21 protein-coding genes, 1 pseudogene and 1 riboswitch are annotated in these 24348 nt (G+C 68.9%); of the genes and pseudogenes, 11 read left to right on the top strand and 11 right to left on the bottom strand.

Annotation, left to right across the window (positions count from 1 at the left end; genetic code table 11):
• Positions 1-75: 75 nt before the first annotated feature.
• Positions 76-1644: an NCS2 family permease gene (locus MVF96_RS06245; RefSeq protein ID WP_247451676.1), complete on the bottom strand. Its 1569-nt coding sequence runs from the start codon at positions 1642-1644 to the stop codon at positions 76-78.
• Positions 1645-1668: 24 nt separating this feature from the next.
• Here MVF96_RS06245 and MVF96_RS06240 point away from each other — a divergent pair, with 24 nt between their 5' ends.
• The gene (locus MVF96_RS06240; protein WP_159370284.1) at positions 1669-1917 is read left to right on the top strand and encodes a DUF2530 domain-containing protein; all 249 of its coding nucleotides are present in this window, start codon (positions 1669-1671) and stop codon (positions 1915-1917) included.
• Here the strand turns inward: MVF96_RS06240 and MVF96_RS06235 are convergent.
• The 4 genes from MVF96_RS06235 to MVF96_RS06220 all read right to left on the bottom strand — a co-directional run bounded on the left by MVF96_RS06235 (position 1914) and on the right by MVF96_RS06220 (position 8438).
• Positions 1914-3425, bottom strand: coding sequence for an APC family permease (locus MVF96_RS06235; RefSeq protein WP_247451675.1), 1512 nt, complete (start codon positions 3423-3425; stop codon positions 1914-1916). The two genes, MVF96_RS06240 and MVF96_RS06235, sit on opposite strands and share 4 nt — an antisense overlap.
• A 22-nt stretch (positions 3426-3447) precedes the next feature.
• Positions 3448-4518, bottom strand: coding sequence for a phosphotransferase family protein (locus MVF96_RS06230; protein ID WP_247451674.1), 1071 nt, complete (start codon positions 4516-4518; stop codon positions 3448-3450).
• A 13-nt stretch (positions 4519-4531) separates the two neighbouring features.
• Positions 4532-5782: an acyl-CoA dehydrogenase family protein gene (locus MVF96_RS06225; protein WP_065631957.1), complete on the bottom strand. Its 1251-nt coding sequence runs from the start codon at positions 5780-5782 to the stop codon at positions 4532-4534.
• Positions 5783-5852: 70 nt separating this feature from the next.
• Positions 5853-8438 carry an outer membrane protein assembly factor BamB family protein gene (locus MVF96_RS06220; RefSeq protein WP_247451673.1) on the bottom strand — a complete coding sequence of 862 codons (2586 nt, stop codon included), beginning with the start codon at positions 8436-8438 and terminating at the stop codon, positions 5853-5855.
• Positions 8439-8765: 327 nt separating this feature from the next.
• On the opposite strand from MVF96_RS06220, the gene MVF96_RS06215 reads away from it, so the two are divergent.
• Complete coding sequence (locus tag MVF96_RS06215) at positions 8766-10025, top strand: HNH endonuclease signature motif containing protein (RefSeq protein WP_247451672.1); 1260 nt, start codon at positions 8766-8768, stop codon at positions 10023-10025.
• Between the two features lie 156 nt (positions 10026-10181).
• Here the strand turns inward: MVF96_RS06215 and MVF96_RS06210 are convergent.
• Positions 10182-10752, bottom strand: a pseudogene (locus tag MVF96_RS06210) (SPASM domain-containing protein); the annotation flags it as partial.
• Positions 10753-11023: 271 nt separating this feature from the next.
• A complete protein-coding gene (locus MVF96_RS06205; protein WP_247451671.1) occupies positions 11024-11605 on the bottom strand; it encodes a phosphatase PAP2 family protein in 582 nt (193 codons plus the stop codon).
• A gap of 110 nt (positions 11606-11715) precedes the next feature.
• On the opposite strand from MVF96_RS06205, the gene MVF96_RS06200 reads away from it, so the two are divergent.
• A complete protein-coding gene (locus MVF96_RS06200) occupies positions 11716-12438 on the top strand; it encodes a hemerythrin domain-containing protein (RefSeq protein WP_247451670.1) in 723 nt (240 codons plus the stop codon).
• A gap of 19 nt (positions 12439-12457) precedes the next feature.
• Here MVF96_RS06200 and MVF96_RS06195 read toward each other — a convergent pair whose 3' ends face one another.
• Entirely contained in the window at positions 12458-13597 is a 1140-nt protein-coding gene (locus MVF96_RS06195) for an acyl-CoA dehydrogenase family protein (protein WP_247451669.1), read from the bottom strand.
• An 89-nt stretch (positions 13598-13686) separates the two neighbouring features.
• On the opposite strand from MVF96_RS06195, the gene MVF96_RS06190 reads away from it, so the two are divergent.
• Complete coding sequence (locus MVF96_RS06190) at positions 13687-14283, top strand: TetR/AcrR family transcriptional regulator (RefSeq protein WP_068971694.1); 597 nt, start codon at positions 13687-13689, stop codon at positions 14281-14283.
• Here the strand turns inward: MVF96_RS06190 and MVF96_RS06185 are convergent.
• On the bottom strand, positions 14240-17056 hold the full coding sequence (locus tag MVF96_RS06185) for a sacsin N-terminal ATP-binding-like domain-containing protein (protein ID WP_247451668.1): 2817 nt from the start codon (positions 17054-17056) through the stop codon (positions 14240-14242). The two genes, MVF96_RS06190 and MVF96_RS06185, sit on opposite strands and share 44 nt — an antisense overlap.
• A gap of 17 nt (positions 17057-17073) precedes the next feature.
• Entirely contained in the window at positions 17074-17880 is an 807-nt protein-coding gene (locus tag MVF96_RS06180) for a DUF3027 domain-containing protein (RefSeq protein ID WP_058251623.1), read from the bottom strand.
• Positions 17881-17967: 87 nt separating this feature from the next.
• Between MVF96_RS06180 and MVF96_RS06175 the strand changes: the two genes are divergently transcribed.
• Together MVF96_RS06175 and MVF96_RS06170 are read left to right on the top strand one after the other, a co-directional pair.
• On the top strand, positions 17968-19974 hold the full coding sequence (locus MVF96_RS06175; RefSeq protein ID WP_418930421.1) for an MFS transporter: 2007 nt from the start codon (positions 17968-17970) through the stop codon (positions 19972-19974).
• Entirely contained in the window at positions 19971-20483 is a 513-nt protein-coding gene (locus MVF96_RS06170) for a DUF2771 family protein (protein ID WP_058251625.1), read from the top strand. Before MVF96_RS06175 ends, MVF96_RS06170 begins: the two co-directional genes overlap by 4 nt.
• A 6-nt stretch (positions 20484-20489) precedes the next feature.
• On the opposite strand, the gene MVF96_RS06165 is transcribed toward MVF96_RS06170, so the two are convergent.
• The gene (locus MVF96_RS06165; RefSeq protein ID WP_004020198.1) at positions 20490-20903 is read right to left on the bottom strand and encodes a cold-shock protein; all 414 of its coding nucleotides are present in this window, start codon (positions 20901-20903) and stop codon (positions 20490-20492) included.
• 230 nt (positions 20904-21133) lie between these two features.
• Between MVF96_RS06165 and MVF96_RS06160 the strand changes: the two genes are divergently transcribed.
• The 5 genes from MVF96_RS06160 (at position 21134) to MVF96_RS06140 (ending at position 24325) form a co-directional block, all read left to right on the top strand.
• Positions 21134-21343, top strand: coding sequence for a hypothetical protein (locus MVF96_RS06160; protein WP_058251626.1), 210 nt, complete (start codon positions 21134-21136; stop codon positions 21341-21343).
• A gap of 5 nt (positions 21344-21348) precedes the next feature.
• The gene (locus tag MVF96_RS06155) at positions 21349-21894 is read left to right on the top strand and encodes a flavin reductase family protein (protein WP_058251687.1); all 546 of its coding nucleotides are present in this window, start codon (positions 21349-21351) and stop codon (positions 21892-21894) included.
• Between the two features lie 13 nt (positions 21895-21907).
• The gene (moaA, locus tag MVF96_RS06150; RefSeq protein WP_247451667.1) at positions 21908-22996 is read left to right on the top strand and encodes a GTP 3',8-cyclase MoaA; all 1089 of its coding nucleotides are present in this window, start codon (positions 21908-21910) and stop codon (positions 22994-22996) included.
• Between the two features lie 11 nt (positions 22997-23007).
• Complete coding sequence (locus MVF96_RS06145) at positions 23008-23256, top strand: tumor necrosis factor receptor family protein (RefSeq protein WP_058251628.1); 249 nt, start codon at positions 23008-23010, stop codon at positions 23254-23256.
• A gap of 257 nt (positions 23257-23513) precedes the next feature.
• Positions 23514-23698: riboswitch (cyclic di-AMP (ydaO/yuaA leader) on the top strand.
• Between the two features lie 6 nt (positions 23699-23704).
• The gene (locus MVF96_RS06140) at positions 23705-24325 is read left to right on the top strand and encodes a transglycosylase family protein (RefSeq protein ID WP_058251629.1); all 621 of its coding nucleotides are present in this window, start codon (positions 23705-23707) and stop codon (positions 24323-24325) included.
• Positions 24326-24348: the final 23 nt, after the last annotated feature.

The following is a 24348-nucleotide window of genomic DNA, read 5'->3' as shown; positions in this document are numbered from 1 at the left end:
GCTGCCCGTCCGCGACGAAATTGAACCGGGTGGACGACACCGAAACGGGCAAACCCGGACAGACGACCAAGTCCGTCAGCCGATGAGGTCGGAGATCGGTCCGCGCGCGAAGTAGGCGACGAAGATCGCGGCGACGAACCAGAGCAACGGATGCACAGTGCGGGCCTTGCCCGCCGCGGTCGCCATCACGACCCAGCTGATGAAGCCGATGCCGATACCGTTGGCGATCGAGTACGTGAACGGCATCGAGACGACCGTCAGGAAGGCCGGCAGCGCGTAGTCGAGCCGTTTGAAATCGATGGACGTGAGCTGGCCGATCATCATGGCGCCGACGACCACCAGCGCGGGGGCGACCGCCTCGAGCGGGATCACCTCGTAGAGCGGTGTCAGGAACATCGCCACCAGGAACAGGATTCCGGTCACCACGTTGGCGAGGCCGGTGCGCGCACCTTCGGCGATACCGGACGCAGACTCGACGAACACTGTGTTCGACGACGCCGAGGCGGCACCGCCGGCGATGGCGCCGGTCCCCTCGACGACGAGCGCTCGGCCGATACCGGGCAGGTTGCCCTTCTCGTCGGCGAGTCCGGCCTCCTTGCCGAGGCCGGTCATCGTGCCCATGGCGTCGAAGAAGTTGGAGAGCACCAGCGCGAAGACCAGCACCGATGCCGCGAGCACACCGATCCGGGTGAACGCGCCGAACAGGTCGACGTCACCGACCAGGCTGAGATCGGGCAGACCGCCGAGGGCGCTGGGGATGTCGGGCACGCTGAGACCCCAGCCGGAGGGGTTGTCGACGCTGGACCCGTAATCGAAGATCCGCTCCAGCACGATCGACAGCAGCGTCGTGATGGCGATACCGATCAACAGGCCACCGGGGACCCGACGCACCACCAGGACGCCCATCAGCAGCACCCCGACCGCGAAGATCAGTGTGGGGATCGTGGAGATCGAGTTGTCGCTGCCCAGCTGCACCGGGACGGTGGTGCCGGCGGCATCGGGGATGCGCTTGACGAATCCCGCGTCGACGAAACCGATGAAGGCGATGAACAGACCGATCCCCGCCGCGATCGCGGCTTTCAGTTCGGGGGGCACCGCGTTGAACACCGCGGTGCGGAATCCGGTGACGGCCAGCAGGACGATGATGATGCCGTCGACGACCACCAGACCCATTGCCTCGGGCCAGGTCACCTGCGGCGCGATGGACACCGCCAGCAGGCTGTTGATGCCGAGACCCGCCGCGATCGCGAACGGATAGTTGGCGACCAGGCCGAACAGGATCGACATCACGCCCGCGACGAGCGCGGTGACCGCGGCGACCTGCGCCAGCGGCAGGACGTCGCCCAGGACGTCGGTGTTCTTGTCCCCGCCCGGGATACCGCCGATGATGATCGGGTTGAGCACCACGATGTAGGCCATCGTGAAGAACGTGACCAGGCCACCGCGGAACTCGCGGTTGATCGTCGAACCGCGTTCGGAGATCTTGAAGAACCGGTCGAGCGGGCCGCGCGGGACCGCAGAATCCGGCCCCGGGGTGGTCGCGGGAAAGTCGGGCTCGGTGGGGAGGTTCCCCTTCGACATGTCCGCACCCGGGGTGTCGGAGGACCTCAGATCGCGAGACTCACTCGGCTCATCGTGTGGCACGTTCCGAAAGCTACCCTGTTGTCCATGTCCACGACACTCGAGATCCCCGAACTCCCCCGCGCGTTGCGCGCCCCGGAGCCGGTGATCGTGGTCGGGATGATCGGGTGGGTGGTGGCGACCGTGATCGTCGCGGTCACCGATCTCGGTGGCGACCGCGCGCTGCCGGTGTGCCTGGTGGGCCTGGCCGTCGGTCTGCTCGGGACGACGATCGTCCTCGTCCAGCGCGCCGGTGTCCGACGCGGTGATCGAGGTGCGCAGGAAGGTCTCGACTAGCTTCTGTCCGGTTCAGCCCCGTCCGGTTCTGCGGCCGCGGCGAATTCGTCGACACCGGGTTCGTGTTCGAGGACGCGACCGGGCCCGAAAAGCAGGGCGACGAAGTAGATGCCGCCCGCCGCGATCAGCCCGAGCACGATCAGGGTCGGCACCCGCGCGTCGTCGGGCGTGACGAGCACGAACAGGGCGACCCCCACCCAGATCAGCGCGGCGACCGCGACCGGCATCTCGAGGCGTCCGAGACTGAACCCACCGGACTTGCGCTCCAGGCGCTTTCGGACGACCAGGTACAGCACGACGGTCCCGCCGTAGATGAGCGCGGGCAGGATCGTCGACGCGATGATCAGCTCGATCAGCGCAGCCCCGGGCAGGGCCAGCATCAGCACCACTCCGACGCCGAGGATGAGCAGCGTCGCCGGTACCGGGGTCTGGGTCCGGGGGTTGACCCTGGCCATCAGCCGGTGCGCCGGGAAGCGCCGGTCGCGGGCCATCGCGAAGACCTGCCGGGCGCAGGCCGCCATCACCACCATGCCGGCGCCGAACATCGCGAAGACGATGCAGGCGAGCAGGATTCGCTCGGCGACCGGCCCGAGTTGTTCCCGGATGATCGCGGCGACCGGCGACCCGTCGGCCGTGACCGCCTGGACGTCCTCGATCGCCGTGGTCAGGACGATGAGGAAGACCAGTCCCAGGACCGCGGCGGCCACCACCGATCCGACGATCGCCCGGGGCACGCTGCGGAACGGATCCTTCGCCTCCTCGGCGAGGTTGGCCGCGGAATCGAACCCGACCAGGGTGGTGAGTCCCATGACCATCGCGGCCATCACCCCGCCACCGATCGCCCAATAGTCCGGCGCACCGGCGGCCACTCCCTCGGACACCAGGTTGCCCGGGTGACCGCTTCCGCTGAACACCATCACCGCCGCGAGCACCAGGATCAGGATCGCCACGATCGCCAACTCGACCGCGACCGCGCCGGAGGTGAACAGGCCGAGCAAGCGGGTCGACGCGATCACCAGCACGGCCTGGATGACGAGCACGACGAGCGTGATGACGCGGGCGACGTCCTCGTCCTCGGCCATCCCGGCGAGCGGCATCAGCGCCTGACTGGCCAGCGCGTTGTCCATGGCGACCACGCCGATCGCCAGGTACCAGAAGCTCAGCCAGCCGAAGAACCAGCCGATCTTCGGGTTCGCCAGCCTCGACGCCCACTGATACGACGACCCGCTCAGTGCGATCCGGGCGGCGAATTGGGCGACGACCAGCGCGATCAGGGTCTGGCCGACTGCGGCGACGATCCACAACCAGATCCCGACCGGACCCGCCGTGGTGAGCACGCTGCCGTAGGTGGCGAAGATTCCGACCGCGACGGAGATGAACGCGAAGGAGATCGCGAACACCGCGAACCCGCCGAGCGTCCGGCGCAGCTCCGGACGGTAGCCGCTGATGCGGATCTCGTCGGGTGATCCGCTGCCGGCACCCGCCGGGGTGACCACGTCCTCCGCCATGGCGGTCCCTTTCGTCGGGTGGTTACACGAGCAGGTCGTCCAGCCGTTGCGCGATGATCCCGACCGCGTATCCGAGACGTTCGAACGCCTTGTTGGTGGTCTGGCCGTGGTAGTAGCGGTAGTAGATCTGTTGGGCGATCACCCCCGCCCGGAACAGTCCGAACACCTCATACCAGCGCCAGCGTTCCGGTGTCATGTCGAATCCCATGCGCTCGCAATAGTTCTCGACGAACTCAGCACGACTGAGCATGCCGGACAGGTGCGTCGGGACACGTCGCATGAGCTGCATGGCATCCGGGTCGTCGGCCTGGATCCAGTAGGCCATCGAACCCGCGACATCCATCAGGGGATCGCCGAGGGTCGCCATCTCCCAGTCCAGGATGCCGATCACCCGGGTGGGATCGTCTTTGTCGAGGACGACGTTGTCGAGCTTGAAGTCGTTGTGGATGACGCAGTTGGCGACGTCGTCGGGCTGGTTGTCGGCCAGCCACGTCATCGTCGACTCGAAGTCGGGCACGTCATCGGTGTGCGCGTTGCGGAATCGCGCCGACCAGCCCTCGACCTGCCGTCGCACATAACCCGGCCCCTTGCCGAGATCAGCGAGTCCGGTCGTGCTCGGATCGACCGAGTGGACCTCGACCAGGGTGTCGATGAAGTTCAGACAGAGCCGGCGTGCCTGCTCGGCGTCGAGCGGGACGTCGGCGGGCCACTCGGTCCGCGGGATGACACCGTCGATGCGGCCCATCACGTAGAAGTCCGCGCCCAGGACCGACTCGTCGTCGCAGAAGGCGATCATCGGCGCGATGTAGCGGATGGCGGTCGCGAGTTCGGACTGGATCCGGTACTCGCGTGCCATGTCGTGCGCGCCCCGCGCCTTGGTACCCCGGGGCGCCCGGCGCAGGATCAGGTCCTTGGACGGATAGCGCAGCAGGTACGTGAGATTCGAAGCGCCACCGCCGAATTGACGGACCTCCGGCACGGCGTCGAGACCGGTCGGGTCCGCGGCGTTGGCCTCCAGCCACTTGGCCATCGCCTCGACGTCGAATGCATCCTCGGTGCGGACCTCGCCCGCACCGGCCACCTCGTTTATCATCCTCGTCCCCCGATCAGCGGTACTTGCCGAACTCGATGCGCGCAACCACGTTGCGGTGCACCTCGTCCGGGCCGTCGGCGAGTCGGAGCGACCGCGCGCCCACCCAGGCCTGCGCGAGCGGGAAGTCGTCGGTGAGACCGGCGCCGCCGTGCAACTGGATGGCGAGGTCGATGACGTCGAGTGCCATGTTGGGTACCTCGACCTTGATCTCGCTGACCGCCGACAGGGCTTCGCGGGACATGCCCTGGTCGAGCAACCAGGCCGCGTGGTGGACGAGGAGCCGCGACCGGTTGATCGCGATGCGGGCGTCGGCGATGCGCTCGCTGTTGCCGCCGAGCCGGGCGAGTTGCTTGCCGAACGCCTCCCGCGAGAGTGCGCGACGCACACCGAGTTCCAGCGCGCGCTCGGCGAGTCCGATCGCCCGCATGCAGTGGTGCACGCGACCCGGACCGAGCCGGCCCTGGGCGATCTCGAAGGCGCGGCCGGGTCCGAGCAGGATGTTCGACGCCGGGACGCGCACGTTGTCGAAGCTGACCTCGCCGTGGCCGAACGGCTCGTCGAAGTAGCCCATGGTGGTGAGCATCCGGTCGATCGTGACCCCGGGGGCGTCGATCGGGATGAGCACCATCGTGTGCCGCGACTTCCGGTCGGCCTCGGCGTCGGTGACGCCCATGAAGATGAGGACCTTGCAGTCCGGATGGCCGACACCGGTGGAGAACCACTTGGTCCCGTTGATGACGACGTCATCGCCGTCGAGCACGGCGGTCGCGGCCATGTTGGTGGCGTCCGACGACGCGACGGCCGGCTCGGTCATGCAGAAGGCGCTGCGGATCTCCGCGGTCAGAAGGGGTTCGAGCCACTGTTTGCGCTGCTCGTCGGTGCCGTAGCGCAGCAACACCTCCATGTTGCCGGTGTCGGGGGCGTTGCAGTTGAAGATCACCGGCGCGAGCCCGGACGATCCCATCGCCTCCGCGATCGGCGCGTACTCGGAGTTGGTCAACCCGGCGCCGCCGTCGGTGCCGAAGTCGGCGGCGTAGCGGCCGGCGTGCTCGGCGGGCAGGAAAAGGTTCCACAGCCCCTCCGAGCGGGCCTTCTTCTGCAGTTCGGCGATGATCGGCGACGGCGTCCACGGGTTGCCGTTCTCGTCGCGGCGGGTCTTGATGTCCCGATGGATCTCGGGTTCGACCGGCTCGATCTCGGTGGTCACGAAGGTGCGCACGCGTTCGGTGAGTTCGGCCGACCGCGCTGACGGAGAGAAATCCATACCCGACCGTATCGCGATGAACCGATTACTCGTCATCGTTCCGAGCAAACCGGCGCGGCGTCGGGCACCGTCACTTCCAGTAGAGGGTCGTCCGCTCCGGTCCGGCCGTGGTGCTCACCAGTTTCGCGAAGCAGTTGTCCGGGCCGAATCCCTGGGCGCGACACCAGTTGTTGGCCTCGACCGGGCCCGGGAAGGTCGCCGCGGCCACCGTCACCCACCAGCCGCGGTACGAGAACACCGGCCACTCGTCACTCCACAGGAGCCGAACGTCGTTGAACCGCAACCGGAGTGCCAGGAACTCGTCGAGGATGGCCTGGTCGGTCCAGGTCCGCCCCTCGGCGACGAGACCCGGCCGTTTGGAGCTCAGCTGCGCCACCCACCGGTTGTTCAGGTTCGCCACGATGAAGGCCCGATCCGCGTCGGCCTGCAGACGGAGGGCGCTGACGCTGCTCGCCGTCACGTCGGCTCCGGCCGGGAACGACACCCCGGTGGCGGTCGACGACGCGGCCGTTCCCGACTGCGGAGTCGCGAGCTTCGGCGCGGCCCCGGAGGTCGGGCCCTTGTCGCAGTCGACGAGGTAGCGGCCGTCGCCGGCCGCACTCCCCTGGGCACCGAGCGTGTCCGGCAGCCGGAAGAAGCTCCCGGGCGGATAGGTGAGTTCCATCGTCAGCGCCTCGCCCGCCCCGTCGAGCGAGGGCACCGCGACCGGTGCCCGCTGGAAGTCGAAGTTGCCCGACGCGACGATGCCGCTGCCGTCGGAGATGGTGATGCGTGTCTGCGGCCCGTACAGGACGTCGCCGCCCGGACACTTCGCGGTGACCTTCATCGTCACGCCCAGCCCACCCGCCGACGTGCGGAACGACTGCGGCGTGAACACCGGGGGCGCCCCGCACGGCGTGACGTACTCGGGTTCGCCGCCGTCGGCGGTGCCGGCCTCGCGAGTCGTGCCCGGAACGATGGCCTCCGGACCGGTGGGCGCGAAGCCGGTGATCGTGGTCGCGGTCATCGTGACCAGGCGGTCGCCGACGGCGAACGTCAATGCCGGACGCGGTTCGGTGACACCCGCGGCGGGGGTGTTGCCGATCGTGGACGGGGGCACCGACCACACCGGCGCACCGCCCACCAGATCCAGGGCGGTCACGCCGCCGTCGGCCATGGGCGCGATGAGGCGTTCGCCGTCGGTGACGGCGTGGCCGGTCGACCCGTAGACCGGCCCGGTCGGAGTCGTCCACAACGTCTGGCCGGAGATGGCATCGACTGCAGTGACAGCGTCGTGCGTCGTCCACACGACTTCACGGTCATCGGCCAGCACGACGGTCGGCGAGGTGTGGGCCGGGAGATCAGTCGTCGTCCAGATCCGCGCCCCGTCCGCGACGTCGGTGTATGCACCGTCGATGAGCACACGCCCGCTCTGGGTCGGAGTCATGACAGCAGCGGACTCCACGCTCATACCCGCCAAGTCGCTGGTGGTGCCGTCCGGCCGGACCACGACGACCGGACCATTCGTCGGGGCGCCGCTTGTCATGCTGCCCGTCACCACGAGGACCGATCCGTCCGGGCGCGGCACCATCCCGGTACGGCCCGGACTCGTGAAGATCTCCCGGCCGTCGTCGGCCGAGATGACGGCGACCACGCCGTCGGCGCTCGCGACGAGCTCGTCGGTGGCGATGAACTGCGAGGCGTCCCCGCTCGGAAGCGCTTCGGGCAGGTCGATCGTGCGGTGCCACTCCACGCCTCCTGGTGTGACCTTGTGGAACACGACCTGGCGTTCGTTGCCACCACTGAAATCGCGGACGAACGCCGCCTTCCCGTTGAACGCGATCCCGAACGCCTGCGGCGGAGCGGGAGCACGGCCGATCTCGCGACCTGTCCGGACGTCGATGAAATACGCGGCGCCCCGACCCAGGCAGGCGATGGTGCTGTCCACGATGGAGTCCGAGCACCCGGACACGGGTTCGTCGAACGACCACGCCCGGCCGGACTCGGCGTCTATCCCGATGGGCCGCAGTGCCGGGCCGTTCGTGGAGTCACCTACCTGCACGAGCGTCACCAATGTGTGGTCGTCGTAGACCGCACCCTGAGTCCTGTACGTCGCCTCGAGCGGCAGACCGGAGACGTACCCCGTACCACCCAACGAACTCGCGTCGACGCTCCAGGCTGGACTCGGCGCGGTCGGGAACGAACCGGTGAGCTGACCGGCGACGAGGTCCGGCGTGTCGTCGGAATTGCCACTCGACGAGGACGCCTTCCACCACACGACGCCCCCGAGGACCAGCGCGAGGACACAGACCAACGCGACGCCCGTGATCAGGTACGCGCGCCGATTGGACCTGCGCGGGTACCCGGGCTGGGGATATCCGGGCTGGGGGTACCCCGGTCGTGGGTAACCCGGCGGTGGGTAGCCCGGCGGCGGGTAGCCGTACTGGGGCTGTCCGGGTGGCGGCGGATAGCCAGTCGGCGGTTGTTGATACGGCGGTGGGTACTGCGGCGTCGGGCCCGTCTGCGTGGCGGCGTAGGGGTCCGGCGCCGGGGCCTTGTTCAGCGACACCCCCGGGACCACCGTCGGGCGGGCAGGTTGGATCGTCGTCGGCGACTCGTCCCGGTCGGCTGGTCCGGGCACGGTCGCGTCATCGTCGGGTGGCCCCGCATTCGACATCCGTCCAGTGAATCCCAGTCCGACGCGGTTCGACTGTCCCCCACCCGGGGGAATTTCGGCGGCCGCTCACACCGACCGAGCAGTTCCCGCATCTGCACAGCGAGCCCGGGTGCGCCCCGGCTGAATAGCTCGCGCCCGCCGAGCGACCCCGAGCGACCGTCGAGGCCTTTGTTCGTGACAAACCCACCACTTTTCGACCGGAAATCGAAACGGGTGTGACTGAAGTTCATAACTGTCAACGATCAACGCGCATTCAACGAAATCGACTGCACAGTCGACAATTTCGGGATCTCGAGCCTGTGGAGAAACCTCGAGATCCACGAATGTATGTTCCTGTACCTTGGAGTCATGCCAGAGCTCGCCACTCTCCTCGATCAGCTCATCGAAACCACACCACCCGCCGATGACCCCACGGGCAGAGCGACGTTCGACGCACTCGAGACGCTGCGCCTGATCCGCAACACCGTCGACCACCAGATCGTCACCCACACATCGCAACTCGACGAACTCCGTATCGCCCAGAAAGCCGGCAGCACCACCAAGAAGCTGCTGATCGAGTCAGGCCATGCGCCGGCCGCCGCTCTTCGCACCATGCGGAGTGTCGATGCCCTGCCGACGTTGCCGGCCCTGGCGCGTCACGCCGCCGACGGGCGGGTGTCCAGCGAGATCGTCGATGCCATCATTCGTGGAATGAACCAGATCGAGAAGTGCTGCGCCGACGGCATTTCCGATGACGAGCGCTCCGAGTACGAGATCGAGCTCATCGCCCAAGCACTGTCGGGCGCGACACCGGCAGAAGTGCTCAAGTTCGCCCGAGCCGTCGCCAACGGCCTTGCCGACGCTTCCGATACCGGAGTCCCCGCCGCCGCCGACCCATCGCTGAACTCGGTGAACGCCCACACCACCGACGACGGCCGCGTCGAAATCCGGGCCGACCTCACCCAGATCGTCGGCGAGAAGTTCCAGGCCATGATCGACGAACGATCGCGTCCACGGCCCGAACCCGACGGCGCCGAAGATCGTCGCACCGCCGAGCAGCGCCGTGCCGACGCTTTCGAGTTGATCCTCGACCAAGCCGCGATCGGCGCGACCATCGATACCGTCGGAAGTCCACGCACGCAACTGATGCTGACCATCCCCGCCACCGGAGAACTCGCAACGCTGCCGTGGACCGGGACGGTCAGCCATGCCATCGCGAAACAGGTCTCCTGCGACGGATCCCTGACCGAGATCGTCCTCGACAGTGAGGGCGTACCGCTGCAGATGGGTCACACCCGTCGGTTGTATCCGGCACACCTCCGCAAGGCAATCATCGTCCGCGACGCCTGCTGCATCAAATGTGGTGCACCACCGTCATATACCCAGGTCCACCACATCAAGTCGTGGGCCGACGGTGGACCCACCGACCTCGACAACGGCTGTTTGCTGTGTCAGCGCTGCCATACGCAGGTCCACCACCACGGCTGGGACATCGTGATGGGTTTCGACCGTCATCCCTGGCTTGTCCCACCCGCGACCATCGATCCGCAGCGCCGACCACTACCCGCTTACAACAGACGCACCATGCGACTCGACGACGCCGCCTGACCGCTGCCGCCACAGACCACCAGACTTTCGCGTAGCACCTTCCGCACCCGGGCCACACCCGGGACCGCATCAGTCCCTTGACAACTCCACAGTGACACCCCAGTCGAATTCACCCCGCTCGCAACCAGGCCGGACCCGGGTCGAAAAGCTAGGCGGGTTGGCGGTCGGTTTCGTGCGGTCGCCGGCGAGGAGTTCCTCGCCATAACCCTGCACGCACTCCGGGTCGGGGCCGGCGAGCGGGAGGCCGGTGAAGAACTTCGCGGCCATGCAGCCGCCGCGGCCGGCGTCGAAATGCGCACACTTAGTGCAGGCGCCGGCGTGCGGTTCGCGCAATTCGGTGAACAGGTCCGCCGTCGGACAGGATGTTCCCGGCGAGGAAGTTCTCGTGGATCGCGAACGGGCACGCGTACACGTCGCCGACCGGGTCGATGAGGCAGACCACGCGTCCCGCACCACACAGATTGAGGCCGGGGAGGCCGCCGCTGGAATCGGAACCGAACGCCGACAGATGGAACGAGATCTCCTCTCCCATCACCGTTGTCGTCATCTCGCGATCGGACTGCGCACCGACGGCATGCGGCGCCCAGCCCAGTTCGGAGAACGCGCGGACGTTGTCGTCGACGGTGACACCGGCCTGCGTGCCGGCGACCAGCGACGAGTACACCGATTTGGGCAGCCGCTTCTTGGCGCGGCGCTGCGCCTCGGTGACGGTCGCGTCCCACCAAATCCTGTGACGAGAACCCGCTCGCCGGGTTCACCCCGCCGCGCGGTAGATCGCCCGCGGAACACCACGGGGCGCGCCGTCGTCAGAACCGGCGCCCCGTCTCCATGAGAGCCAACTGGTCTCCATGTATGGATCAATGAGTAGGAAGAACATGTCTGCCAACCCCTGGGCCCGAAATCCTCGCACAAGCAGGGGGCAATATGAGTCGCATGTCGAACCAAACTGCCCCCGCTTCCGGAGATGTCGCGGCGGATGGTCCGGGTGAACGCGTGACCTATTGCCGGTTCCCGACGAGAACGCCGGAGCCGCGGCGTGATTCGTACCGGAGCAGTATCCAGGTACAGAACACCACCCAGATCGCCCCGAACAACCATCCGGCCACGACGTCCGTGGCCCAGTGCACGGCGAGTTGTATTCGGGTGAGGCCGACGAGGATCGACAGCACGGGGGCGATCACGAGGATCCAGCGATGCGCCCGCACCCAGGGCGAGCAGCGAAACGCCGTGACAGCGAACAGCCCGAACACGACCATCGTCATCATCGCGTGCCCGGAGGGGAACGAGAAGGTGTCGATGTTCAGTAGACGGTCTTCGACGGGTGGCCGGTCCCGCGCGAACGAGTACTTGAGTGCCTGCATCAGACCGTATCCGAAAAGCACTCCGGCGCCGACGAAGACCGCGTCGACCCGGTGCCGGGTCACGGCGAGTGTCACCACGACCGCACATGTCAGCACCAACATCGTCACCGTGTTGCCGAGCACCGTCACCACTTCGGCGATCGAGACCCACGGCTCCGAACGGTTCTCGACCACCCAGTTCAGGATGTTCTCGTCGATCGTCGTCGGAGAGGGGAACATCCCGCCACCCTATCCAGGCGTCGCTCAAGTCGCCCTCAAGTACGCCGCAAGCGTCACCGCCCAGTGTGGTCCTCGAACCCGCCCGACCCCTATCGATGAGGACCCGCACGATGACGACCCACCCCGCCCGCACCGCTCACCCGATCCAACTCCGGCTCCCCGGCCAGGCGGCCGCGCCCGACGGACCGCTCGACCCGTTCATGATGTACGTCCTGCACCACGGATTCCGGCGAGACCTCGCCGACTTCGCCGCCACCGTTCCGGTCACCCCCGTCGACGACGCGGGGACCTGGCGTGCGCTATCCCGTCGATGGGCGATGTTCGCCCATGCGCTGCACCACCACCACACCGGCGAGGACCTGGAACTGTGGCCGCTGCTGCTCGAGCGGTGCGACAACGCCGAGGCGGAGATCCTGCAGGCGATGGAGGACGAGCACGACGAGATCGATCCGCTGCTCGAGGAGTGCGCGGCCGGCTTCGCGCGGATGGCCGAACGCGCCGACGAACAGACCCGAGCCACCCTCGCGGACGCGCTGCACCGCGCCCAGGAGGTCCTCGGCAGGCACCTGGCCCATGAGGAGACCGACGCCATCGCCATCGTGCAGCGCCGCCTGACGCCGCAGGACTGGGACGCCTTCGAGGAGAAGATGAGCAAGCGCGCGGGTCTGGCAGAGACCCTGCGGACGTGCCCGCTGATGGCGAAAGGGCTGACCGGTCCCGACCGCGACGCGGTCTACGCCCGCATCCCCGCCATCCTGCGGCTGATGATCAGCCTCGGCGGACCGAAGTTCCGGCGCCTCGACGACCGCGCGTTCTACTACAACCCGCGCTGAACACCGACGGCCGGCGAACTCACCGCGCCAGCGACCGACCGATCACCAACCGCTGGATCTGGTTGGTGCCCTCGAAGATCTGGGTGATCTTCGCCTCGCGCATGTAGCGCTCGACCGGGAAGTCGCGGGTGAAGCCGTAACCGCCGAACACCTGGACCGCATCGGTGGTGACCTTCATCGCGGCGTCGGTGGCCACCAGTTTGGCGGTCGCCGCCGCCCGCGTGTAGTCGATGCCGGCGTCGCGGCGTCGAGCGGCGTCGAGGTAGGTCGCGCGGGCCGAGTCGACCGCGGCGGCCATGTCGGCCAGCACGAACGACAGCCCCTGGTGGTCGATGATCTTGCGGCCGAACGCGGCTCGTTCCTGCGCGTAGTCGACGGCGGCGTCGAGCGCCGCCTGCGCCAGGCCGGTGGCCACCGCAGCGATGCCCAGGCGTCCGGAATCGAGCGCGGAGAAGGCGATCTGCAGCCCCTGCCCCTCCGCCCCCAGCCGGCGTCCCTCCTCGACGAACGCGTCGTCGTAGGTGGCGCCGGTCGTCGGGACCGCATGCAGGCCCATCTTGTCCTCCGGCTTGCCGAAGCTGAGCCCCTCGGTGTCCCGGGCGACGAAGAAGCAGGACACCCCCTTGGAACCCTCACCCGTGCGGGCGAAGACGTTGTACACATCGGCGATGCCGCCGTGCGTGATCCAGGCTTTCGAACCCGTCATCGAGTAGCCGCCGTCGGTCGATACCGCGCGGCACGCGAGGGCCGCGGCGTCGGAGCCGGCCTGGGGTTCGCTCAGGCTGTAGGCCCCGATCAGCTTGCCGTTCAACAGGTCCGGCAGCCACTGCTGCTTCTGCTCGTCGGTGCCGAAGTTGAACAGCGGATGGCAGGCCAGCCCGTGCACGCTGACCGCCACGGCGACCGCAGCCCAGCGCGCGCCGAGCTCCTCGAGCACCTGCAGGTAGACCTCATACGGCTGGCCGCCGCCGTCCCACTCCGTCGGGTACGGCAGCCCGAGCAATCCCGCCTCACCCAGTTCGGCGAACAACCCGTCCGGGTACTGGCGGTCCTTCTCGTGCTGGTCGACGATCGGCGCCATGCGCTTGTCGGCGATGTCGCGGACCAGCGCGATCAGGTCGCGCGCCTCGTCGTTGGGGAGCAGGCGATCGACCGGCATTCCAGACCTCCAGGGTTACGAAACTAGTACTCAGGTCTTCTTCACAGTACTATTTCAGGCAGCGTACGTACAGCCGGAAGGGAGCACGCATGGCCACCCAGGGTTTCGCCACCCGCCGACGTGCCGCGCTGTTCGACGCCCTTCTCGAGCTGATCCTGCGCGAGGGGTTCGCACACCTGTCGATCGGTTCCATCGCGGCCGAACTCCGTTGCTCGAAGTCGACGTTGTACACCCTCGCCGCCAGCAAGGAACAACTGGTCACCGCCACCGTGACGCACTTCTTCCGCAGCGCGACCGAACAAGTCGAGTCACGTGTCGCGGCGTCGTCCAGTCCGCGCGAACGGGTCATCGTCTATCTGGTGGCGGTGGGTGAGGCGCTGGCGCCGGCCTCGGAGGCGTTCATGCGCGATCTCGACGCGTTCGAACCGGCACGCGCGCTGTACGAGCGCAACACCGCGGCGGCATCGTCCCGGGTTCAAGCGCTCATCGCCGACGGGGTGTCGGCCGGCGAGTTCCGCAACGTCGACGCCGCGTTCGCCGCCGACCTCGCCTCATCGATGATGAGCCGGATCCAGCGTCGCGAGGTGTGGGCCGCGACCGGACTCGACGACGCGGCCGCCTACCGCCAGCTCGCGTCGATCCTCACCGCGGGGATCGACGCCGGCCCGGACGCTCGAGGTGGGTGACACCCGCGTCGTCGACCCACCAGTCGACCCGCACTTCCCGTGCGACATCGGGGCCGTCTCCGCCGTCGTTGCTGCGCAACGCGATCCACAGTTCGTCGTGTAGCCGGACATCGCCGTGCGGGATCTCGATCCCCCGCGACGCCCCGAAGCGCACCACCGCCGGGTGCGCCCAGCCGACTGCCTCCCCCGGCGCGGACACCGTCGCCGAATACTCCTCGCTCGCGAGCGGCAGGTCGAGCAGCGTGCCCAGCAGGTCGGCGTCGGCCGAGACCACGGTGGGTCCGGCGAGCACCGCCTCATCGTCGGCCAGCGCCTGCAGGAACCACGGCCGGTCGACGACCACCGCGCGGTCGGCGGTTGTGCCGGCGAGGGTGCGCACCCGCTCGGGCACCTCGACGTCGTGCGCATCGACGGTGCCGCTCCGGCACGCCGCGACGACGGCGGCATGCACGGACACCGTTGCGCCCGCACTGATCACACGTTCCCGATCGCCGAGCCGGGTCAGCAGCAGCGTCGCGTCGTCGGCGGAGTCGGGTTCCAGCCGGGCGAGGGTGCCGGCGAGCTCGTCGGCATACGGGTGGTCGAGGGGATCGATGATGTTCTCGAGAACGTCATCCGATGGCGACCGGTACTCCCCCAGCAGCAGACCGTCGATCTCCGCATGGCGTCGTAACCACCACGCGGTGTAGCCCGTCCGGTCGGCGAGCAGCGGCCGGATGCGTTCGTCGGTGGCCATCATGGTCAACGCCTCCGGCCAGCGCCCGTCCTCGATCAAGTCGAGATCCCGCACCGCACTGAGCTTCTCGGGCGCGTCCGGGAGGGTGGCCCACCAGTCCTCCTCGTCGGGCAGGTCATGCTCGGGCGCGACGGGCAGGTCGTCGTCGACGGTCACGAAACCCCAGCCGACGCCGATCCGCCGCAGTTCCTCGACGCCGCACTCGGCGACCACCTCGGCGTCGACCACACCGAACGGGTGATCGTCGACCAAGACCTCGAGCAGCGGGCTGCCCGGCAGCAGGAGTTCGTCGGCCGGCCGCAACTCGCCGTCGGCGTCGGGGAGCGCGAGCGCCGAGAGCCACGACGGCACCGGTGCTTCCGGATCGGCCCGCAACACCGCACACACCTCGACGGCGAGCCGGTCATCGTCGGGGCCGGCCGAATCGAAGTCGACATCGTCGACGAGGCTGCGCAGCGCCGGGTCCGAGACTGCCTGCGCGACCGTCAGATCCGCGACGCCGAGTCGGGTCAGCAGTTCGTGGCGCGCCTCGGGATGCACGGTGGGGATCCACCGCATGGGGGTCGAGATCCGGTCACTGACAAAGAGTCCGCGCACCCCGATCGCCGTCCGTCCGTCCGATCTCGGGATCGGCAGGGCGCCGAGTTCCTCCACCTCGCGGCCGGTCGACACCAGGGGCGACAGGGCGTCGTACAGGTCGTGCCACCACGACGGTTCACGGTCGACGCCGACGAGACGTTCGGCGAGCTCCGCGAGCCCGAGCTCCGACACACCCAGCCGGCCCAGCGTCGGGAGATGTTGTGTCAGCGACAGATCCGGGTGGATCAGGTCACCGAACAGGTCGCCGAGGATCTCCGCGAGCCGATCGGTCAGACCCACGAGCATCACCCCGCGCGGTGGCACCAGGTCGGCACCGGCCGCCGCCGGAAGCCACGCGACATCCCGCAGTTCGCGACGAACCGCCTCGATCAGGCGCGCGTCGTCGGGATTACGCGCGAGATGCAGTTCGGGTACCAGCTCGACCCTGCGCACCGGTTCGACGAGCCGCACGAGATCGACGTAACCCGCTGCTGCATCGCCGATCTCGGCACGTGGATGGAGGTGCCGTCGATCCGGCGTGAGTGCCAGGTCGGTGATGCACCGGCATGGCAGGCTGAGTTCGATGTCGGTGGGCGTCGGGGCGCGCAGGACCTCGCCAGCCGCCGCGGGCTCACCGTCGGCGTCGACGAGCCAGCGGGTGCCGCCCCGGGCGACCTCGAGCCATCGGCGCGTCGACGGCAGGTCGGTCGCGTCCGGCGCACCGACGACGGACACCGTCGTCACGACCGCGCGCGCGTCATCGTCGTCGACGTCCGGCCCCGCCGACCGTTCGGCCGACACCTCGACATCACCGACGCTGATCCGTTGCAGCGCAGTCAGTTCGACGACCAGGTCCGGCGCCTGGCCGAGCATGGCGTCGAGGAGCGGGCCGGGTTCCTCGCGGAGGTGCAGGACCACCTCGGTGTCGAAGCCATCAGTCGGCGTCTGATCCGTCGGCCACACCAGCCGCAGCACCGGCACATCGGCGGGCCCGTCGACGGAGATCCCGGCAGCGCGCGCGGCGTCCATCGCGTCCGCTCGGTCGAAGACCACCGACCCACTGCGCGAACGGATCTCGATGCGATCGGCGACCGTCGCGGTGGCGGTGAAGCCGACCCCGAACCGCCCGATCTGCCGGGCGCCCGAGTCGTCCGCGGTCTTCGCCGACACCCGCAACGCGGCGAGTGAACGCACCCCCGCATCGGTCAGCGGGGCGCCGGTGTTGGCGACATGTAACTCGGTGCCGTCCACCCAGACCGCCAGCCGGCCCTCGACACCGGCCGCCGCGGCCGCGTCGGCGGCGTTCGCGGCCAGTTCGGTCAGCAGTCGATCCCGGTAGCCGACGGTCACCAGATCCGCTTCGGCGGCCGCGTCCTCGGCCAACCGGGTCGGCGACGCCGCCCACGCATCCAGGGTCGACGACCGCAATGTCGCGGTGCCGAACGGATCGTCGGTCACGGTCGATTCGCGCCGGATCAGGTCCGGGCCGGTTCCGCGTCCCGGGAGATCTCGACGACCTCGATCGCGCCGTCGTCGTAGGCGTCGTACGCGGGCGATCCGTTCCCCTTGGGGCCCTGCACGTCCGAGTGCGCACCGCATCCGTATTCGGCCGACACCACGCGCCCGTCGGCGGCCAGTTCGTTGGTGCAGGCGCCGAATCCGGCGCGCAGCGCACCCGCGAGCGGGACGTAGAAACCACAGGTACAGCACGAGTACGGCGCGGCCTGCGCCATCTCCGAGCCGGGACCGAAGTCGCCGTCGTACCAGCGCTGCGCAGCCTCGGCGCGTCCCTCCGGGCTCAGGAGTCTCTTGCGGCCGAGGCCCAGCTCGCCCGCGACCTGACCGATGTCGTCGGGTTCCACGGACTCGGACTCGAATCGGAACTCGTCGCCGGTGTCGATCTGGTTCGGGACGAGACGCGGGTCGTCAGGTTCGGCGGCGAGCAGATCGCCCGGTGCGAGATCGCCCGACGCGACCCGCTCCGACCACGGCACCCACGGCGGCGCGAGCAGCGAGCCGTCACCCGGAAGCAGCACGACCTCGCTGAGCGTGATCTCGTCGCTGCCCGGGGAGCCCGCCAGCACGACGCACCACTGCCAGCCCCGGTAGCCCGTCAGCTCGGCATCGAAGTAGTGCGCGGCGGCCCAGTCGCCCTCGGCGACACTGCGCCGGTGCGCTCCGGGCCGCTGACCTTCATCGAGCAGCGCGGACCGCGCGATGTCGACGGCTGCCAGCAGCCGTTCGGTGTCACCGTGCCGTTCGCCGTCACCAACCTGAGTCACCGCTCCAGTGTGCAATACCGCCGACGTGTGCCACACAACCGACCCGCTTCAAGCGACCACAGTCGGAGATGAGGAACAATCGTCTGCGTGATCCCACGGAGTTCCCGACACGACGAGGGGCGCGGGGCCCCCAGGGGTCCCGCCGACCAGCACCCTCGGCAACCGCCACCCGACGGTCGCGCACGACGCGCCGCGCAGCACCCCGGTTCGACGAACTATCCGGCCGACGAGACGCGGCAGATGCGGACCCGGCGACCGGCGCCGGGATGGGGAGAGCCGCCGTCCGGGCCGGGTCCCGGCCGCAACGCCTACCTCCCCCCGCCGACCCACAATCCGCATCTCCCGCCGCTCGACGACCGCGCCCGTCCGCCGGCCGACGAGGCGACCCGGGCGATGCCGACCGACCACGGGCCCCAGAACGGTGGAAGCCGTACACCCAAGAAGCTGACGGTGATGCGGGTCGCGGCGATGCGGAGTCGCGAGCTGACCGGCAGGGGGATCGGCAAGATCCACCGGGCGGCCACCGCCGACGGCGCCGACCAGTCGGGCCTGACCGCGCTGACGCTGCCGGTGATCGCCAACTTCGCCGCCGACGCCGCGATGGCCGTCGCGCTCGCGAACACGCTGTTCTTCGCCGCCGCGACCGGTGAGTCGAAGACCAATGTGGCCTTGTACCTGGCACTGACCATCGCGCCGTTCGCCCTCATCGCTCCGCTCATCGGCCCGCTCCTCGACCGACTGCAGCGCGGCCGACGGATCGCCATGGCCACGACCTTCGGACTGCGCGTCGTCCTGGCCCTGCTGATCATGACCAACGTCCAGTGGAACGACGTGACCCAGCAGCTGGAATACGACCCATGGGTGCTCTATCCCTGTGCCCTCGGTCTGCTGGTGCTGTCCAAGTCGTTCGGCGTCCTCAAGTCGGCCGTCACGCCGCGTGTGGTGCCGCCGACCATCGACCTCCCCCGGGTCAATTCACGGCTGACCACCTTCGGCCTCATCGGCGGCACGATCGTGGGCGGCGCGGTCGCCGCAGCCATCGAGTTCCTCCTCGGCCAGCTGCTCCCACTGCATCTGCCCGGCGCGATGGTGTGGCTGGCCGTCGTCGCCGCCGCCGGCGCCTACCTGTGCATGCGCATCCCGGCGTGGGTCGAGTCCACCGAGGGCGAGATCCCGACGACCCTCACCTACCACGGCGAGCCCGCGCGATCGGCCCCCGGCGACTCCGAGCAGCCGACGAGCGCTCGCGACGGCGCGAAGATGATCGCGGCGAAGATGCGCCAGCCACTCGGACGCAAGGTCGTCGCCGGGTTGTGGGGCAACGGCACGATCCGCATCCTGACCGGCTTCCTGACGCTGTTCGTGGCGTTCTACGCCAAGGCCCAGCAGGGCGACGCCTCGGACTGGACCCAGCTGCTCCTCCTCGGCGCGGTCGGCGCCGCCGCCGGCGTCGGCAACATGATCGGCAACGGCGTCGGCACCCGCCTTGAGCTGAAGAACCCGCCGAACATCGTCGTCGGCGCGACCGCCGCCTGCTTCGTCGTCGCGGTCCTGGCCGCCATCTTCGGCAACATCGCCGCGGCCGCCGTGGCAGCCCTGGTCGCCTCCGGCACCAGCGCGATCGGGAAGGTGTGCCTCGACTCGTCCATCCAGGACGACCTGCCCGACGAGTCCCGCGCCTCGGCGTTCGGCCGGTCGGAGACGGTGCTGCAGCTGTCGTGGGTCTTCGGCGCCTCGCTCGGGGTGCTGCTGCCGCCGACCCTGTGGATCGGGTTCACGGTCGTCTCGGTACTGCTCGGCCTCGGGCTGCTGCAGACGGTGATGACCACCCGCGGCAAGTCACTGGTCCCCGGTCTGGGCGGTCGACGCCCCAACCACGCCGCGCCCACCGTCGCCTTCCGCGCGGCAGATGCCCGATCGGCCACCCGGACCGGTCCGGCGGACGCCGACACCCGACCGCACGCCGCGCGGCCCTCGACCGCCCGCATGCCCACCCGGACCCCGTCGACCGCCCCGTTCGAGACCCGGGGTGAGCGCCCGTACAGCCCCGGCGATCACCCGCCGCCCAACCAGACAGGACAACGTCGTCAGTGATCAGCAGTGGTGAGAAGAAGGCTCTGTCGATCATCGCGATCGTCGTCGTGCTGTTCGTCGCGGTGGTGGGGACGTCGGTGTTCCTGCTGACCCGCAACGCGGCGCACGACGATCAGCCCTACCTGCACGTCGCGGTCGGCGATGAGTTGCACACCGTCGATCCGCGCTGGTGGTGCGACCTGATGCTGACCGCGTGCGATCCCGAGATCACCGCGCCGAACGAGACCGCAACCGTACCGGTGCCGGTGGGTTCGACGATCATGCTGACGGTCTCGAGCGAGATCGCGCAGGGTCCGTGGAACCTCGCGGCGGTCTATCGGACTCCGCGCGGGATCGTCGAGGACGAGCAGCAGCAGGGTGCGGACGACACCTTCACCCTGACGCTCCGGTCGGAACCGGACCGCGTGCTGGTCGGGTTCACCGTGATCTCGGCGTCGGCGCGGCTCACCCCCGCCGACGACGTCCTGCCGCGCGGCGAGCTCGCGGTTCAGACCGCGCCCGCCGCGTAATCGGCCCTAGGAGTCGAGCTCCCGCGCGACGGCACGCACGACTTCGGAGATCCGCTGTGCGGTCTTGCGGTCGGGGTAACGCCCCTTGCGCAGGTCCGGCTGGACCTTGCCCTCGAGCAGGGTGATGAGGTCGGCGACCATCCCGTGCAGTTCGTCGGGGGTGTGCCGCTTCACGTCCTTGCGGGCGGCTTCGCGCACGTTCTTGGAGACGCTGGGTGCGGGTTCGAGCACTTTCACGCTCAACGCCTGCGGGCCGCGACGACCGGCGGCCATGCCGAACTCGACGCGCTGGCCCGGCTTGAGCGCCTCGACTCCGTCGGGCAACGCTGCCGAACGGACGTAGACGTCCTCACCGCTCTCCTGGGAGAGGAAGCCGAAGCCCTTGTCCGCGTCGTACCACTTCACCTTGCCGGTCGGCACTGTGCTCACCCTCATCTGTTCTAGATCTGTCGAAAAACGACCCGTCACGACAAAAGACGCCGTCACCCATCTCGCGGCCCGGACGGCGGAAGACCGTGCGAGCCCAGACGGATGCAAGGCGCCTGCTTCGGACCATCTTAGCCAACGCCCCGCCGCGCGGTCACACCATTACCCGGCGGGCACGGATCGCGCGGCGTCGCACCGGCCGGCGTTGCACTACCGTGGCGGGTATGCAGAAGACATCCTCCCCGCGGTTGCTGCAGGCTGCCGGGGTCGTGTTCATGATCGGAATTCTGGCGATCGTGGCGTTGTTCCTGACACCGTTGGTGACCGGCGGCGACACCGCGCCGACCGCCGTCTATCTGCTGACCATGTGCGCACCGCTGGGCTTCGTCCTGGGCCTGGTGTACGCACTCCGTGCCGGACGCCGAGCCAGGTGAGGACCGTGACCACAACCATCGACACCACCCCCGATCTCTCCCCCGTCTCCGACGGGCGGGCGCTGCGCGACGCGTACAGCTGTTTCCCGTCGGGCGTCGTGGCGGTGTGTTGCGAACAGCGTGACGGGGATTCGACCACATTGATCGGAATGGCCGCGAGCTCGTTCACCACCGTGTCGCTCGACCCGCCGCTCGTCTCGGTCTGCGTCCAGAACACCTCGACGACCTGGCCGCGGATCCGTACCGCACCGGCCATCGGGGTCAGCGTGTTCGCCGGCGACCAGATCGAACTCTGCAAGCAGCTCGCCGGGTCGTCGGAGCACCGGTTCGACGGCATCACGCCGCTGAGCACCGATCGCGGGGCGGTCTTCGTGCCCGACGCGGCCGCCCACCTGTCGTGCACGATCCACAACGAGATCCAGGCCGGCGACCACACCGTCGTGTTGCTGGAGATCGAGACCTTGCGCGCCGATCCCGACATCGAGCCCCTGGTCTTCCACGCCAGCACCTTCCGCGCCCTGGAGGCGCGCACGGACCCGACCCGGAAGTGAGTCGCCCAGCACCATGAGCACGGTCGGCCTCGGACTGCCGCTGCCCCGCTCCCCGCGGGAAGCAGCGACCTCCGACGCGCCCACCGACGGGCCGTTGCTCGACACCTTCGGTCGGGTCGCGAAGGATCTCCGGGTCTCGGTCACCGACCGCTGCAATCTGCGGTGCTCGTACTGCATGCCGGCCGAGGGCCTCGACTGGATGCCCACCGACCAGGTGCTCTCCACCGACGAACTGATCCGGGTACTCACCGTCGCCGTGCGCGACCTGGGAATCGAGCGCATCCGGTTCACCGGCGGCGAACCACTGCTGCGCCGCGACCTCGAGGACGTCATCGCCGCCGTCGCGGGCCTCCCGCAGTCGCCCGAGATCGCGATGACGACGAACGGACTCGGACTGACCCGGCGGGTCGGCGGTCTGGTCGACGCCGGCCTCGGCCGTATCAACATCTCGCTGGACACCATCGACCCGGCCCGCTTCGCCGAGATCACGCGCCGGGACCGTCTGTCCGATGTGCTCGACGGCCTGGCGGCGGCCCGCCGCGCCGGGCTCGACCCGGTCAAGGTCAACGCCGTGGTACCCGACCGCAGCGACCTGCCCGGAGTCCCCGACCTGCTCGCCTACTGTCTCGAGCACGGTTACGAGCTGCGCATCATCGAACAGATGCCACTCGACGCCGACCATGCGTGGCAGCGAGCACAGATGGTGACCGCACAGGAGATCCTCGCGACCCTGCGGAAGCGGTTCACCCTGCTGCCCGACCCTGCGCCACGTGGGAGCGCGCCCGCCGCCACGTGGCTCGTCGACGGCCACCGCGGCGCGCACGGCCCGGCACGCGTCGGGGTGATCGCGTCGGTCACCCGGCCGTTCTGCGGGGACTGCGACCGCACCCGGCTCACCGCGGACGGATCACTGCGCAACTGCCTGTTCGCGACGTCGGAAACCGACGTGCGGCACGCGTTGCGCACCCTCCCCGACGACGAGATCGACGCCGCCCTCGCGCGCCTGTGGCGCGCGAACATGTGGGCGAAAGCGGCGGGCCACGAAGTGAACGCGGCGGGCTTCACCCAACCGGATCGGCCGATGTCGGCGATCGGCGGCTAGGCTCGCGTCCGATGCAGCTCACAGTTCGCTTCTTCGCGGCCGCGCGCGCCGCGGCCGGTGCCGAGGAGAAGGTGATCGACGTCGACCCGTCGACCCCGCTCGGCGCCCTCGAGGGCATCCTCGCCGCCGGAAACCCCTCCCTCGCCACGGTTCTCGAACGCTGCTCGTATCTGCGCGACGAGATCGCGTTCTCCGATCGGACGCGTGCGCTCGGCACGTGCACGACACTCGACGTCCTCCCCCCGTTTGCCGGTGGCTGACGCCACACCCGGCCTGTGACCTTAGTCACATCACGGTGCGGTAACAGGATGGGCACGGGACGGCTACTAACCCGTTGAACTGGGATGACGGCCGAAGTGGGTCGGAAGACCCGGATCCAGGCCGAAAATCGCTTGCGTCCAAGCAGGTGATTCAGTCCAACGAACGACGTACTGTTCGAAGCGTCCTCCTCGGAGGTCACGACACAGCAACCAAGACATAACGTCCCACCGGCCGCGCCGAGCCTCGTTCCGCCGGTGGGAACGACAAGCAATCTAGGAACGAGGACGGGGGACCCAACCTCATCCCCTGAGACCGGGCACCACACCAGGTGTCCTCGGGGTTAAGTCCCGGAAGTCGCGGCGACCACCACGACGACCCGGGACCGAGCACCTCTCGCTCGAACCCGACAGCTGACCTCGTAGGCGCGTGGAGAGAGGAAACACAGACATGTCCGGACGTCATCGCAAGCAGACGACCAGCACGGCCGCCAAGACCATCACCAAGGTCGCCCTCACCGGCGCGGTCCTCGGCGGCGGAGCAGCCCTCCTGGGCACCGGTACCGCCAATGCGGCCACCGACGCCGAGTGGAACCAGGTCGCGCAGTGCGAATCCGGTGGCAACTGGGCCATCGCGACCGGCAACGGCTACCACGGCGGCCTGCAGTTCTCCCCGAGCACCTGGACCGGCCACGGCGGCGGCGAGTTCGCCCCGACCGCGGATCAGGCCTCGCGCGAGGAGCAGATCGTCGTCGCCGAGCGTGTGCTCGGTTCGCAGGGCAAGGGCGCCTGGCCCACCTGTGGCACCGGCCTGTCGGGCTCGACCCCGCGCAGCGCGCCGACCGACACCCCGCGTGAGATCGCCCCGGTGCTCCCCGGCGGCAACGGCAGCGTCGATCTGGCGAAGACCACCGAGGACGTCGCCAACCAGGTCACCGACGCCCTCACCGAGGCCGGCGTCAGCCCCGAGATCAAGAACCTCTGGCAGGCGGCCAAGGACAGCGGCGTCACGCTGAACCAGGATCAGATCAAGCTGTTCAACGACAACAAGCACCTGCTGCCCAACCCCTGATCGCCGCTCGACGCCTGATCTGG

Origin of the sequence: Gordonia hongkongensis (assembly GCF_023078355.1) — a bacterium.
GTDB lineage: Bacteria > Actinomycetota > Actinomycetes > Mycobacteriales > Mycobacteriaceae > Gordonia > Gordonia hongkongensis.
Note: the sequence above shows the minus strand (reverse complement) of the source record. Positions and strands in the feature narration are given on the sequence as shown.